Below are 12,815 nucleotides of genomic sequence, written 5' to 3' on the forward strand. Positions count from 1 at the left end.
ATGGATTTTCTCAATGCGCTCGTCGCTCTCACCAATTTCGTGCTGATCCCGGGCATCGCCTATGGCAGCCAGCTGGCGCTGGGGGCGCTGGGAGTGACGCTGATCTATGGCATCCTGCGGTTTTCCAACTTTGCCCATGGCGACACGATGGCGTTCGGGGCCATGGTCACGGTGCTCGTGACCTGGGCGCTGCAGGCCGCCGGCGTCAGTTTCGGGCCGCTGCCCACGGCGCTGCTGGCGCTGCCGTTCGGCATCCTGGGCTGCGCCGCGCTGATCCTGGTGACGGACCGGCTGGTCTACCGGTTCTACCGCGAACAGAAGGCCAAGCCGGTCATCCTCGTGATCGTGTCGATGGGGGTGATGTTCATCATGAACGGGCTGGTGCGGTTCATCATCGGCCCCGACGACCAGCGGTTCGCCGACGGTGAGCGGTTCATCATCTCGGCGCGCGAATTCAAGGACATCACCGGCCTGCAGGAAGGGCTGGCGCTGAAGACCACGCAGGGCATCACCGTCATCGTGGCCATCGTCTGCGTGGCGCTGCTGTTCTGGTTCCTCAACCGGACCCGCACCGGGAAATCGATGCGCGCCTATTCCGACAACGAGGACCTGGCGCTGCTGTCGGGCATCAACCCGGAGCGGGTCGTCACCATCACCTGGCTGATCGTGGCCGCGCTGGCGACCGTGGCCGGGGTGCTTTACGGCCTCGACAAGAGCTTCAAGCCCTTTGTCTATTTCCAGCTTCTGCTGCCCATCTTCGCCAGCGCCATCGTCGGTGGCCTGGGCAATCCGCTGGGCGCGATCGCGGGCGGGTTCATCATCGCCTTTTCCGAGGTGACGATCACCTATGCCTGGAAAAAGGTGCTCGGCTACCTTGCCCCCGCGGGGCTGGAGCCCACCGGGCTCGTGCAGCTTCTGTCCACCGATTACAAATTCGCGGTCAGTTTCGTGATCCTGCTGATCGTCCTGCTGTTCCGCCCCACCGGCATCTTCAGGGGAAAGGCGCTATGAGCGAGATGATGAAGAATACCGGGCTGTTCGCCCTCGTCGGCGCGCTGATCCTCGCCACCGGGTTCCTGCAGAGCTGGAACACCGCGCTGCTGATCCTGAACATGGGGCTGATCTCGGCGATCATGGCGATCGGGGTCAACCTGCAATGGGGCTTTGCGGGGCTGTTCAACATCGGGGTGATGGGGTTTGTCGCCCTTGGCGGGCTGGCGGCGGTGCTGGTGGCCATGCCGCCCACGACCGAAGCCTGGGCCGCGGGCGGTCTCGGCGTGATCGTCGGGCTGCTGCTGGGCGCCGCGACGGTCGTGGCCGCGGTTCTCGTCGTCAGGCGGATGCCGCCGGGTCCGCTCCGGGTCGTGGTCCTGATCGCGGTGCTGGTGGCGGGGTTCTTCCTCTATCGCGCCGTGTTCGACCCGGCCGTGGCCGCGGTCGAAAAGGTCAACCCGGCCGGCACCGGGTATCTGGGCGGGCTCGGCCTGCCGGTCCTGATCGCCTGGCCGGTCGGCGGATTGCTGGCCGCGGGCGCCGCGTGGCTGATCGGCAAGACCGCGCTGGGGTTGCGGTCGGATTACCTCGCCATCGCCACGCTGGGCATCGCCGAGATCATCATCGCCGTGCTCAAGAACGAGGACTGGCTCGCCCGCGGGGTCAAGAACGTGGTCGGCATCCCGCGCCCCCTGCCCTATGAGATAGACCTGCAATCGGATCCAGGGTTCGTCGACCGCGCCGCCGGATTCGGGCTGGATCCGGTCACCGCCTCGACGCTTTATGTAAAGCTCGGCTATTCGCTGCTGTTTCTCGCGGTCCTGCTGGTGGTGCTCTGGGGCGCGCAGATGGCGCTCAAGAGCCCCTGGGGCCGGATGATGCGCGCGATCCGCGACAACGAGGTTGCCTCGGAGGCGATGGGCAAGGACGTGACCGCGCGGCACCTGCAGATCTTCGTGCTGGGCTCAGCCATCTGCGGCGTGGCCGGCGCGATGATGACCACGCTGGACGGGCAGCTGACGCCGGGCACCTACCAGCCGCTGCGGTTCACCTTCCTGATCTGGGTGATGGTGATCGTCGGCGGATCGGGCAACAATTTCGGCGCCGTTCTGGGCGCGATGCTGATCTGGTTCCTCTGGGTTCAGGTGGAACCGATCGGGCTGCTGCTGATGCAGCTGATCACCTCGGGCCTGCCCGAGGGTGCGCTGAAACAGCATCTCGTCGAATCGGCGGCCCATATGCGCCTGTTCACGATGGGGTTGATCCTGCTGCTGGTGCTGCGGTTCAGCCCGCGCGGGCTGATCCCCGAGAAATGACCGCGGCGCCGCCCGGTCAGGGCGGCGCCCGTCCCTTGCGGCGGACCGGTCAGCCTCCGGTCGGCGGCGTGTATTTGGACGCGGCGGTCTGCGCCGTCTTCATCGCCTCCATCGCCTCGCCCGCCGTCATGAGCTTGGTCGTCGAGCCACCGGAGAACGCCCCCGATGCGCCGACGACCAGCGACCCGGCGGTCATGGCCGCGTCATTCGGCGCCTCGATGATGGCGACCACATCGTCGCTGCCCATGCAGAAGAACAGCGAATGCAGCTTGCCTCCCACCGCCTCGATCATGGGCCGCGCCGCCGCTTCGCGGTCCTGCGGGTTCTCGATCATGGTTTTCAGGGCATGGGGCGCGTAACGCGCCTGGAACATGTAGAACGGCATGATTCAAACTTCCTTTGCTATGCAGGGGAAGACATGCGGCCCGCCGCCGCCATCAGCGGCAAAGGTCTGAACCTTATGGGTCATGCGCGTGATCTGCCCGGATATGCGGGCAAGGCGACGGCGGCACCGCCCTTCCTGTCCCGGCGTCCCCCATTGCACCGGGACGCCGCATCATAGCACGAAATCAGCGCCCCTTGAACAAGCCGCCCAGAATGCCGCGCACGATGCGCCGGCCGGTGGTGCCCTTCAGTTCCTTGATCACCGCCTCGGTCATGGCCGAACCGAAGGTATCGCGGGGACGGACAGAGCGGGCGGTCGACCGCCCCACCCGTGACGCCGAATAGCGCCGCGCCGCGTTGAATTCGCGAAACACCGGTTCGAGATCCTCGGCCTTTTCCTCGGATGTGGCGGCCTCCTGCGCCGCCGCGGCGGCGCGGCGGGCGAGAATCTCATGGGCCGACTCGCGATCCACCGCCACATCGTATTTCCCGGCCATCTCCGATGCCGCGACGATCGCGGCGCGTTCGGCGGCGGTAACCGGCCCCACCTGTGACGATGGCGGCCGGATCAGGGTGCGCTCGACCATGCCCGGAACGCCCTTGTCCTGCAGCATCGAGGTGACCGCCTCGCCCACGCCGACCTCGCGGATCGCCTGTTCGGTGGAAAAGGCGGGGTTGTCGCGATAGGTTTCGGCGGCCGCGCGCAGGTTCTTGCGGTCCCTGGCGGTGAAGGCCCGCAGCGCGTGCTGGACGCGGTTGCCGAGCTGGCCGAGAATGTCCTCGGGCACGTCGGCGGGGTTCTGGGTGATGAACCAGACCCCGACCCCCTTGGACCGGATCAGTCGGGCCACCTGTTCGACCTTGTCCACCAGCGCCTTGGGGGCGTCGTCGAACAGCAGATGCGCCTCGTCGAAGAAGAAGACCAGCCCGGGTTTGTCCGGATCGCCCACCTCGGGCAGGGTTTCGAACAGTTCGCTCAGCAGCCACAGCAGGAACGTGGCATAGAGTCCCGGCGATCCCATCAACCGGTCCGCCGCGAGGATGTTGACCACGCCGCGCCCGTCCGCATCGCGGCGCATCAGGTCGGACAGGTCCAGCGCCGGTTCCCCGAACAACCTGGTCCCGCCCTGGTTCTCCAGCACCACCAGCCGGCGCTGGATCGCGCCGATCGAGGCCGGAGAGATATTGCCGTAGCGCAACGAGAGATCGCCGCGATTCTCGCCGATCCAGACCAGCAGCGACTGCAGGTCCTTGAGGTCCAGCAATGCCAGCCCCTCTTCGTCGGACAGTCGGAAAGCGATGTTGAGGATTCCCTCCTGCGCCTCGGTCAACTCCAGCAGCCGCGACAGCAGCAACGGCCCCATCTCGGCCACGGTGGTGCGGACCGGGTGCCCCTGTTCCCCCAGCAGATCCCAGAACGTGACCGGGCAGGCGCGGTAGCCGAAATCGTCCAGCCCGATCTTGGCGGCCCGCTCGGTGAAGGGGCGATGCAGCTTTCTGGTCGCAGAGCCGGGACGGGCCAGCCCGGACAGATCGCCCTTCACGTCGGACAGGAACACCGGCACGCCGGCCTCGGACAGCCCCTCGGCCAGGATCTGCAGCGTGATCGTCTTGCCGGTCCCGGTAGCGCCCGCGATCAGCCCGTGCCGGTTCGCGTATTTCAACGCAAGCTCCTGCGCGACCGCGTAGTTTTCGCCGCCCCCGCCGAGAAACACCTTGCCGTCCATGCCACGCCCCTTTCGACCCATCGTTCCCTGCCGACCATACAAAGTTAACCTTTGCCTGCCATAGATAATTCCGCCCGGCGGCGCAGCTTGCAGACCCGGGCGCTTCCTCCCTGTTGGACTGGCCGTGCCCTTGTGGCACGGTCTCTTTTTTGGGCATCCGGTTTGCAAATGATTCATTATCAGGCACTCGGCGTCGGGGCGCGCGGTGAATTCACCATAACGTTCCGACTTCGCTGTTGACCGGCGCAACCGGCTTTCGTAACGTCGCCGACATAACTAAGTCGGCCAGTCCGACGGGGAGAGACCATACTGCAAAAAGGGGGCCGCATGGTCCCCTTTTTCTCGGCACCGCCCACATTCTATGCGGACATTGCCGATGCGCCCGCCTGCGCCGATTTCGTCCTGACAGCACCCGCGATGCGTGGTAGATCGGCGCAGGCAGTTCCAACGATACAGAGAGATTCATGTCGAGACTTCCCCTGACCCTGACCGCCGCCGCGCTGATCGCCATGACCGTTCCGGCGCTGGCACAGGATACCGCGACCGAGGAACCCGAGGCGGCCACCGAGGCAACCGAGGCGACCGAGACCCCCGCAGCGACGGACGCCCCCGCCGAGAACGGCGCCGCGCAAGACGGAACCGGCGCTACGACCGGGCTCGACCTAGGCCAGCCCGCCGGACCGCAGGTCGGCGACCGCTATTCCAAGGAAAAACACGGCGACTGGGATCTGGCCTGCATGTTCACCGGGCAGGAAAACGACCCCTGTTCGCTGATGCAGCTGCTGGTCGATGACACCGACAATGCGGTCGCCGAGGTGTCGGTCTTCCGGATCGCCAATGGCGGACCCGCCGTGGCCGCCGCGACCGTGGTGGTGCCGCTGGAAACGCTGCTACCCGCACAGCTGACCATTGCCGTCGATAGCAACCCTGCCAAGCGCTACAACTATTCCTTCTGCAACAAGGTCGGCTGCGTCGCGCAGATCGGACTGACCCAAGAGGACATCGATTCCTTCAAGAAGGGCAACACCGCCACCGTGTCGCTGGTGCCCGCACAGGCCCCGGATCAGGTGGTCGACCTGAAAATGTCGCTGTCGGGCTTTACCGCCGGGTATGACGTGGTCGACGTGGTCGAACAGTAACGCCGGTTCCAACGCGACAGGATCGAACCGCCGGGTATCTGCCCGGCGGTTTTTCCGTTCCGGGCCGGGTCAGACCTTTCGCAGCGCCAGCACCGCGTTCAGCCCGCCAAAGGCAAAGGCGTTCGACAGCACCACATCCACCTGCGCATCGCGGGCTTCGTTCGGCACCACGTCCAGCGCGCATTCCGGGTCAGGTTCGTCGAAACCGATCGTGGGGGCGATCACCCCGTCGCGCAGCGCCATGATGCAGGCCAGCAATTCGACTGCGCCGGTGCCTCCGATCAGATGGCCATGCATCGACTTGGTCGAGGAAATCATCAGGCTGTCCGCATGTGGCCCGAACACGTCGGCCACGGCCGCGCATTCGGTCTTGTCATTGGCGGCGGTGCCGGTGCCATGGGCATTGATATAGCCGACCTCGGCCGCATCGACACGCGCATCGGCCAGCGCGCCCGACATCGCCCGCGCTGCGCCCTGTTTCGACGGCATCACGATATCGGCGGCATCCGATGACATGGCGAACCCGATCACCTCGCACAGTATCTCGGCGCCGCGCGCGCGCGCATGTTCATACTCCTCGAACACGAACACGCCGGCCCCTTCGCCCTGCACCATGCCGTTGCGGTTGGCCGAGAACGGCCGGCACGCATCGCGGGACATGACCCGCAGGCCCTCCCACGCCTTCACCCCGCCGAAACACAGCATCGATTCAGATCCGCCGGTGATCATCACCGGGGCGAGCCCGCCGCGCACCATGTGAAAGGCCTGCCCCATCGCATGGTTCGACGACGCGCAGGCGGTCGAAACGGTAAAGCCCGGACCCTTCAGGTTGTATTCCATCGACACATGGGACGCGGCGGCGTTGTTCATCAGTTTGGGCACGACAAAGGGATGCACGCGGTTCTTGCCGTCCTCATAGACGGACCGGTAATTGTCGTCCCAGGTGCTGACCCCGCCGCCGGCAGTGCCCAGCACCACGCCAGAGCGCGCCGACAACTCGCCCGAGAACTCGATCCCGGCCTGCGCGATCGCCTCGCGGGCCGCGGTGAGGGTGAACTGGGTGAACCGGTCATAAAGGCTCATCTGCTGGCGATTGAACCGGCCCTCGGCCTCGAACCCCCGCACCTGCCCGCCGATCTGGATCGCCAGCCGATCCACGTCGCGAAACTCGAGCGGCCCGATCCCGCAGCGGCCTTGGCGCATGGCCTCGAGCGTTTCGGGAACCGAGTGACCGAGCGCGTTGATCGTGCCGGCCCCGGTGATGACGACGCGCCTCATCCGCCCGCCGACCTGTCAGGCCTGTTCCGAAACGAGTTTTTCGATACCCGCGACGATCGCGGCGACGTTCGAGATGTCGAAATCGCTGGCCTCGGGTTCGTTGGCATTGAACGGGATGGAGATGTCGAACGACTCTTCGATGGCAAAGATGCTCTCGACCAGGCCGAGACTGTCGATGCCCAGATCCTCCAGCGTGTTGTCGAGGCTCACGTCGGACGGTGTCAGGACCGCTTGCTCGGCAATGATTGCGATCACCTTGTCTCGAATGTTCATCGCGGTTTCCCGGTCTGCTGCACTGGCGCTGATTTAATCGCTCGCGCCCGTTTTGGAAACAGCCTTTTGCAGCGCGGCAACCGAACGCAGCAGGCGCGGCAGGCGCCGCTGCGCCTTGTAGATTTCGGTATGGGTCTCCATCTTCACCGCCGGGTAGCCCATCACCACGCGGCCCGCGGGCACATTCGACAGGATCTTGGTGCCGCCGCCGGCGATCACCCCGTCACCGATGAAGATGTTGTCGACCACGCCGGTCTGCCCGCCCAGCACCACGCTGTTGCCGATCTCGACCGACCCGGACACGCCCACCTGTCCGCAGAGCAGGCAATCGCGACCCACGCGAGTGTTGTGACCCACATGCACCAGATTGTCGAGTTTGGAGCCGGACCCGATCCGGGTGGCGCGGATGGTCCCGTTGTCGATGGTGCTGTTGGCCCCGATCTCGACATCGTCGCCGATGCACACATTGCCCAGCGAATGGATCCGCACCCAGGCCTGCGCCTTGGCATCGCCCTGGTCGCCCAGCGACTTGCGCGCGTTTTCGGCGCCCGACACTTCGGGGGTGACAAAGGAAAACCCGTCGCTGCCCACGCGGGCCCCGGGCAACGCGATGAACCGCGCGCCGATCTCGGCGCGGGCGCCGATGCTGACCATCTCGCGCAGATAGGCGCCGTCGCCCAGCACCGCGTCGCAGCCGACATGGCAATGGGGCCCGATCACCGAACCGTCGCCGATCCGCGCGCCTGCACCGACAACGGTCAGCGGCCCGATGCTCACGTCACCGCCCAGAATGGCGGACGGGTCGATCACCGCCGAGGGATGGATGCCGGGCGCAAATCCCTGGCCGGGGTCCAGCATCCGCGTCAGCCCGGACATCGCCATGCGCGGACGCGGCGCAAAGATCGCGGCCTCGAGCCCCAGCGCCTCCCAGTCGGCCCCCGGCCACAGGATCGCGGCCCGCGCCCGGCCCGCGCCAAGCGCATCGGCGTAGTTCGGAGACATCGCCAGCGCCAGGTCGCCCAGGCCGGCATCGCCCGGTTCGGCGGCGGCGGTCACCTCGAGATCCAGCGCACCCGCCGCTTCGGCGCCGAGGGCGGCGGCGATCTCGTCGATCCGGTAACTGCGGGACATGGGGCCGGTCCTTTGCGTTGGTGGCTGCGGCCCGATGCTTACCCCTGAACCGACCGCAGGGCCACCCCCGCGTCATTCAGCGCCTTCCAGATCCTGGCATCGCGCCCGTAGACATCCCGCCGATACTCCATCCGGCCCCGTTCACCGCTCACCGCGGTGCGATAGATGAGATGGATCGGAACCGGTTCCTTCAGCGTCACCTTGGTTTCGCGCCCGGTCCTGAGGATGCGCTGGAAGTCGCCCTTGGGATCGTCGCTCTGCCGCGCCAGCAGCGCATAGGCAAAATCGAACGGGTCGGACAGGCGGATACAGCCATGGGAAAAGGCGCGCACCTCGCGGTCGAACAGGTGTTTCTGCGGCGTGTCGTGCAGGTAGATGTTGTATTTGTTCGGGAACATGAACTTGACCTTGCCCAGCGCGTTCCTGCTGCCCGGCGGCTGGCGCATGGCAAAGGGGAACGATCCTGCCGAATACTGCGCGAAATTGGCGCTGGCCCGGTTCACCCGGCGGCCGCGCCGGTCGGTGATCTCCATATGCGCGAGCGCGTTGGGATTGGCGCGCAGCTTGGGCAGGTATTCCTTGGTGATGATCGACCGGGGCACATACCAGCTGGGGTTGATGATCATGTGCTCCATCCGGTCGGAAAACTCGGGGCTGCGCCGGTCGCTGGTGTTCTTGCCGATGACCGAACGGGTTTCGAAGGTGACCCGCCCGTCATCGACGATCCTGGCGGTAAAGTCGGTCTGGTTGACGAGGATATGCCGGCTGCCCCGTTCCATGTTGGTCCAGCGCTCGCGCTCCATCGCCACGATCACCGATTTCAGCCGGGCCTCGATCGGCCTGTTGATCTCGGACATCGTCCCCTTTCCGGCCACGCCATCGGGGGTCAGGCCGTGGGCGTCCTGAAAGTCCCGGATCGCGGCCTGCATCGCCGCGTCGTAGCTGGCCGACAAGGTGCGGGGGAGATAGCCCATCGCGATCAGCCGGTTGCGCAGCGCGACCACCTGCGGGCCGTCCGAGCCGGGCTTGGCGCCCTCGCCCGGAACCCCCGGAACCGCAGGCCCCCAGCCGCCCTGCCCCAGCAACCGTTCCAGCCGCAGCTTTTCCTTCTGCAACGCGCGGTATTCCCGCGTGTCCGGCGGCAAGGCCCGCAGATAGGCCTGCGGCGCAGCCGACGCGGCAAGGCGCTGCAGGTGTTCGCGGCGGTCGCGATAGGGCACCTCGCGCACGATCCCGCTGTCCACGCGCGACGGGACCAGCATGCCGGTCTGCACGTCACGCGCATAGGTCAGGAAGGCCGTGCTCAGCGCGACCTCGACAAGGCCGAGATCGCGCACCGAACGGGCATCCCGCATCTGCTGCATCAGCGCGTCCACGCGATAGCGCGCGGGGGCCAGCCCGTGATGTTCCGCGCCCTCGAGGGCCTGGATCAGCGCCGCACGCCGGTCACGGGCGGCCTCGTCCCCGGCTGTCCAGACCGGCTGATAGCCGGTTTCGCGATAGAATGCCGCGATATCCGCATCGGTCGAGGCCGCCTCGGCGACGGCCTGCCGGAAGGCCACGAAACCCGCCGTATCCAATGCCGACACCGCATTGGCCCACAGGGCCGCGACACCTGCCATCAAGGCGATATGCATAACAAGAGCAAAACGAAAACGAACACATGATATCATCTGGACCGGTCCCTGATTTTCTTTCCATTCGGGCGAACAGGCCGCGTACGGCCCAACGAGCCTGTTGTTCACCGGGGTCAATGTCCATTCAATTCATTGATAGGCGGTGAAGCCCGGGCTGAAATGATGCAGGAATGCACCGCCGGCGGGAAAACTGACCAGGGCGGCGGAACTGCGCAAAATCTTGCCGAAAATTCCCCTTTCCTCGCCGTAAACCGAATCTTCACTTGGATGAGGAATCATCCTGTGGCATACGAGTTACACATCAGGAACAACTAAAACGAAACGCAGTAAATGCGTGATTGGCAGGATTAGCAGCGTACAGGACGGCGCAGTGTAATGGCAGAAAACAGCTCTTCGGGTCTGACCCGACGCGCCCTGTTGGGTGCGTTCGCGGCGACAACTCTCACGGCAGCTCCAACCTTCTCCAATGCGGCAGGCTATCTGCGCGGCGGCGGCGATATCCGCCGCATCCGGATGTATTCCGGACGCACCGGCGAACGGCTGGACATGATCTATTGGATCGACGGCAAGTATCTCAAGGATTCCGTCAAGGAAATCAACCAGTTCATGCGCGACTGGCGCACCGATCAGGTCAAAACGATAGATCTGCGCACCATCGACATCATGGCCGCCGCTCACAATCTTCTCGATGTCAATGAACCCTATATGCTCCTGTCGGGGTATCGCAGCCCGCAGACCAACGCGATGCTGCGCCGCCGGTCGCGGGGGGTGGCGAAAAACTCGCTGCACATGAAGGGCCAGGCCGCGGATCTGCGCCTGTCCTCGCGGTCCGTCAGCCAGATGGCGCGCGCCGCGAGCACCTGCCGCGCGGGCGGCGTCGGCCGCTATTCCCGGTCGAATTTCGTGCATATGGATTGCGGTGCCGTCCGCACCTGGGGCGGCTGACCGGCCAGCACCGACACCCAAACAGGAAACGAGGCGAGGCGCGTCATCCGCCCTCGCCTTTTCTTTTTTCGATTTTCGCTGGCGTTGACCGCCGCGCCGCGCTATGCGCCGCCGCATCCCGCCCGCAGAAGGACCCATTCATGCAACTTCGCAACATCGCGATCATCGCCCATGTCGACCACGGCAAGACCACCCTGGTGGACGAGTTGCTGAAACAGTCCGGTGCGTTCCGCGAAAACCAGTCGGTGGCCGAACGCGCCATGGACAGCAACGACCTGGAACGCGAACGCGGGATCACCATTCTGGCCAAGGCGACCAGCGTCGAATGGAACGGCACCCGGATCAACATCGTCGACACGCCCGGCCACGCCGATTTCGGCGGCGAGGTCGAACGCATCCTGAGCATGGTCGACGGCGTGGTCCTGCTGGTGGATGCCGCCGAGGGTCCGATGCCGCAAACCAAATTCGTCACCTCCAAGGCGCTGGCGCTGGGGTTGCGACCCATCGTGGTGCTCAACAAGGTCGACAAGCCCGATGCCGAACCCGACCGCGCGCTGGATGAATGTTTCGACCTGTTCGCCAATCTCGGCGCCGATGACGGCCAGCTCGATTTTCCGCATCTCTACGCCTCCGGCCGCAGCGGCTGGGCCGATGCCGATCTGGACGGCCCGCGCAAGGATCTCGCCGCCCTGTTCGACCTGATCGTCGACCATGTCCCGGCCCCCGCGCAGATCGCCCATGCGGACGAACCGTTCCGGATGCTGGCCACCACGCTGGGCAGCGATCCGTTCATCGGCCGCATCCTGACCGGGCGGGTGGAAAGCGGCACGCTGAAAACCGGCGACACCGTCAAGGCGCTGAGCCGGGACGGCACCCAGATCGAATCCTTCCGCGCCTCCAAGATCCTCGCCTTTCGCGGCCTGTCGCAGCAACCCATCGACCTGGCCGAGGCCGGCGACATCGTCACCCTGGCCGGCATGAGCAAGGCCACGGTGGCGGATTCGCTGGTCGCCCCGCAGGTGACCGAGGCTCTGCCCGCCCAGCCCATCGACCCGCCGACCATCTCGGTCACCTTCGGCATCAATGACAGCCCGCTGGCGGGTCGCGACGGCAAGAAGGTCCAGTCCCGCGTGATCCGCGACCGCCTGCTGAAAGAGGCCGAACAGAATGTCGCCATCCGTGTCACCGACACGCCCGGCGGCGAGGCCTTCGAGGTGGCGGGCCGGGGCGAATTGCAGATGGGCGTGCTGATCGAGAACATGCGCCGTGAGGGTTTCGAACTGTCGATTTCCCGCCCGCAGGTGCTGCTGCGCGACGAGGACGGGCAGACGCTCGAACCGGTCGAGGAAGTCACCATCGATGTCGATGACGAATTCACCGGCTCGGTGATCGAAAAGATCACCGGTCCCCGCAAGGGCGAACTGGTCGAGATGAAACCCGCCGGCGTGGGCAAGACCCGGATCATCGCGCATGTGCCTTCGCGCGGGCTGATCGGCTATCACGGCGAATTTCTCACCGATACCCGCGGCACCGGGGTGCTGAACCGGGTGTTTCACGGCTGGGCACCGCACAAGGGCGCGATTCCCGGCCGCCGCGCGGGCGTTCTGATCTCGATGGAAAAAGGCCAGTCGGTCGCCTATGCGCTGTGGAACCTCGAAGAGCGCGGGCGCATGTTCATCGGCCCGCAGGCGGATGTCTACCAGGGCATGATCATCGGCGAACATTCCCGCGACAACGATCTCGAGGTGAACCCGCTCAAGGGCAAGAAACTGACCAATGTGCGCGCCTCGGGATCGGACGATGCCGTGCGCCTGACACCGCATATCCAGTTCAGCCTCGAAGAAGCAATCGCCTATATCGACGATGACGAACTGGTCGAGGTGACGCCCGGCGCCATCCGGCTGCGCAAGCGCCATCTCGATCCGCACGAACGCAAGCGTCACGCCAAGGCCAGGTCGGCCTGAGCCGGGCGCGGGTCATCGCCCGCGCCCC

Annotated in this window: 12 protein-coding genes; 5 read left to right on the forward strand and 7 right to left on the reverse strand. The window is 65.6% G+C overall.

The features are described 5' to 3' along the window. Both C6Y53_RS01135 and C6Y53_RS01140 read left to right on the forward strand, forming a co-directional pair. Window positions 1–1,011: a branched-chain amino acid ABC transporter permease gene (locus tag C6Y53_RS01135; RefSeq protein ID WP_106470761.1), complete on the forward strand. Its 1,011-nt coding sequence runs from the start codon at window positions 1–3 to the stop codon at window positions 1,009–1,011. Next, the gene (locus C6Y53_RS01140) at window positions 1,008–2,309 is read left to right on the forward strand and encodes a branched-chain amino acid ABC transporter permease (protein ID WP_106470762.1); all 1,302 of its coding nucleotides are present in this window, start codon (window positions 1,008–1,010) and stop codon (window positions 2,307–2,309) included. The genes C6Y53_RS01135 and C6Y53_RS01140 overlap by 4 nt, the downstream gene beginning before the upstream one ends. 49 nt (window positions 2,310–2,358) lie before the next feature. Here C6Y53_RS01140 and C6Y53_RS01145 read toward each other — a convergent pair whose 3' ends face one another. Beyond that, the gene (locus C6Y53_RS01145; protein ID WP_106470763.1) at window positions 2,359–2,694 is read right to left on the reverse strand and encodes a GYD domain-containing protein; all 336 of its coding nucleotides are present in this window, start codon (window positions 2,692–2,694) and stop codon (window positions 2,359–2,361) included. Window positions 2,695–2,878: 184 nt separating this feature from the next. Next, window positions 2,879–4,420 (reverse strand): helicase HerA-like domain-containing protein, encoded by a 1,542-nt coding sequence (locus tag C6Y53_RS01150; protein ID WP_106470764.1) that lies wholly within the window; start codon window positions 4,418–4,420, stop codon window positions 2,879–2,881. Between the two features lie 464 nt (window positions 4,421–4,884). Here C6Y53_RS01150 and C6Y53_RS01155 point away from each other — a divergent pair, with 464 nt between their 5' ends. Next, complete coding sequence (locus C6Y53_RS01155; RefSeq protein WP_106470765.1) at window positions 4,885–5,559, forward strand: invasion associated locus B family protein; 675 nt, start codon at window positions 4,885–4,887, stop codon at window positions 5,557–5,559. Window positions 5,560–5,628: 69 nt separating this feature from the next. Here C6Y53_RS01155 and C6Y53_RS01160 read toward each other — a convergent pair whose 3' ends face one another. From C6Y53_RS01160 to C6Y53_RS20890, 5 genes are all read right to left on the reverse strand, one after another. Next, window positions 5,629–6,837, reverse strand: a complete 1,209-nt coding sequence (locus tag C6Y53_RS01160) for a beta-ketoacyl-[acyl-carrier-protein] synthase family protein (RefSeq protein WP_106470766.1) — start codon at window positions 6,835–6,837, stop codon at window positions 5,629–5,631. Between the two features lie 15 nt (window positions 6,838–6,852). Beyond that, window positions 6,853–7,110, reverse strand: coding sequence for an acyl carrier protein (locus C6Y53_RS01165; RefSeq protein WP_106470767.1), 258 nt, complete (start codon window positions 7,108–7,110; stop codon window positions 6,853–6,855). A 33-nt stretch (window positions 7,111–7,143) separates the two neighbouring features. Beyond that, entirely contained in the window at window positions 7,144–8,241 is a 1,098-nt protein-coding gene (gene lpxD / locus C6Y53_RS01170) for a UDP-3-O-(3-hydroxymyristoyl)glucosamine N-acyltransferase (RefSeq protein ID WP_106470768.1), read from the reverse strand. 38 nt (window positions 8,242–8,279) lie between these two features. Beyond that, window positions 8,280–9,863, reverse strand: a complete 1,584-nt coding sequence (locus C6Y53_RS01175) for a L,D-transpeptidase family protein (protein WP_342212768.1) — start codon at window positions 9,861–9,863, stop codon at window positions 8,280–8,282. Between the two features lie 144 nt (window positions 9,864–10,007). Further along, on the reverse strand, window positions 10,008–10,157 hold the full coding sequence (locus tag C6Y53_RS20890; protein ID WP_211299435.1) for a hypothetical protein: 150 nt from the start codon (window positions 10,155–10,157) through the stop codon (window positions 10,008–10,010). 96 nt (window positions 10,158–10,253) lie between these two features. Here C6Y53_RS20890 and mepK point away from each other — a divergent pair, with 96 nt between their 5' ends. Together mepK and typA are read left to right on the forward strand one after the other, a co-directional pair. Continuing rightward, window positions 10,254–10,823, forward strand: a complete 570-nt coding sequence (mepK, locus tag C6Y53_RS01180) for a peptidoglycan L,D-endopeptidase MepK (protein WP_106470769.1) — start codon at window positions 10,254–10,256, stop codon at window positions 10,821–10,823. A gap of 140 nt (window positions 10,824–10,963) precedes the next feature. Next, the gene (gene typA, locus C6Y53_RS01185) at window positions 10,964–12,787 is read left to right on the forward strand and encodes a translational GTPase TypA (protein ID WP_106470770.1); all 1,824 of its coding nucleotides are present in this window, start codon (window positions 10,964–10,966) and stop codon (window positions 12,785–12,787) included. Window positions 12,788–12,815 lie beyond the last annotated feature (28 nt).

It is taken from the genome of Pukyongiella litopenaei, assembly GCF_003008555.2.
Lineage (GTDB): Bacteria > Pseudomonadota > Alphaproteobacteria > Rhodobacterales > Rhodobacteraceae > Pukyongiella > Pukyongiella litopenaei.

What these genes read in the sequence shown, in the direction of transcription:
- lpxD (WP_106470768.1), bottom strand. Translation starts at nt 8,241, where the DNA reads ATGTCCCGCAGTTACCGGATCGACGAGATCGCCGCCGCCCTCGGCGCC.
- C6Y53_RS01150 (WP_106470764.1), bottom strand. Translation starts at nt 4,420, where the DNA reads ATGGACGGCAAGGTGTTTCTCGGCGGGGGCGGCGAAAACTACGCGGTC.
- C6Y53_RS20890 (WP_211299435.1), bottom strand. Translation starts at nt 10,157, where the DNA reads ATGATTCCTCATCCAAGTGAAGATTCGGTTTACGGCGAGGAAAGGGGA.
- C6Y53_RS01165 (WP_106470767.1), bottom strand. Translation starts at nt 7,110, where the DNA reads ATGAACATTCGAGACAAGGTGATCGCAATCATTGCCGAGCAAGCGGTC.
- C6Y53_RS01145 (WP_106470763.1), bottom strand. Translation starts at nt 2,694, where the DNA reads ATGCCGTTCTACATGTTCCAGGCGCGTTACGCGCCCCATGCCCTGAAA.
- C6Y53_RS01160 (WP_106470766.1), bottom strand. Translation starts at nt 6,837, where the DNA reads ATGAGGCGCGTCGTCATCACCGGGGCCGGCACGATCAACGCGCTCGGT.
- mepK (WP_106470769.1), top strand. Translation starts at nt 10,254, where the DNA reads ATGGCAGAAAACAGCTCTTCGGGTCTGACCCGACGCGCCCTGTTGGGT.
- C6Y53_RS01155 (WP_106470765.1), top strand. Translation starts at nt 4,885, where the DNA reads ATGTCGAGACTTCCCCTGACCCTGACCGCCGCCGCGCTGATCGCCATG.
- C6Y53_RS01175 (WP_342212768.1), bottom strand. Translation starts at nt 9,863, where the DNA reads ATGGCAGGTGTCGCGGCCCTGTGGGCCAATGCGGTGTCGGCATTGGAT.
- C6Y53_RS01135 (WP_106470761.1), top strand. Translation starts at nt 1, where the DNA reads ATGGATTTTCTCAATGCGCTCGTCGCTCTCACCAATTTCGTGCTGATC.
- C6Y53_RS01140 (WP_106470762.1), top strand. Translation starts at nt 1,008, where the DNA reads ATGAGCGAGATGATGAAGAATACCGGGCTGTTCGCCCTCGTCGGCGCG.
- typA (WP_106470770.1), top strand. Translation starts at nt 10,964, where the DNA reads ATGCAACTTCGCAACATCGCGATCATCGCCCATGTCGACCACGGCAAG.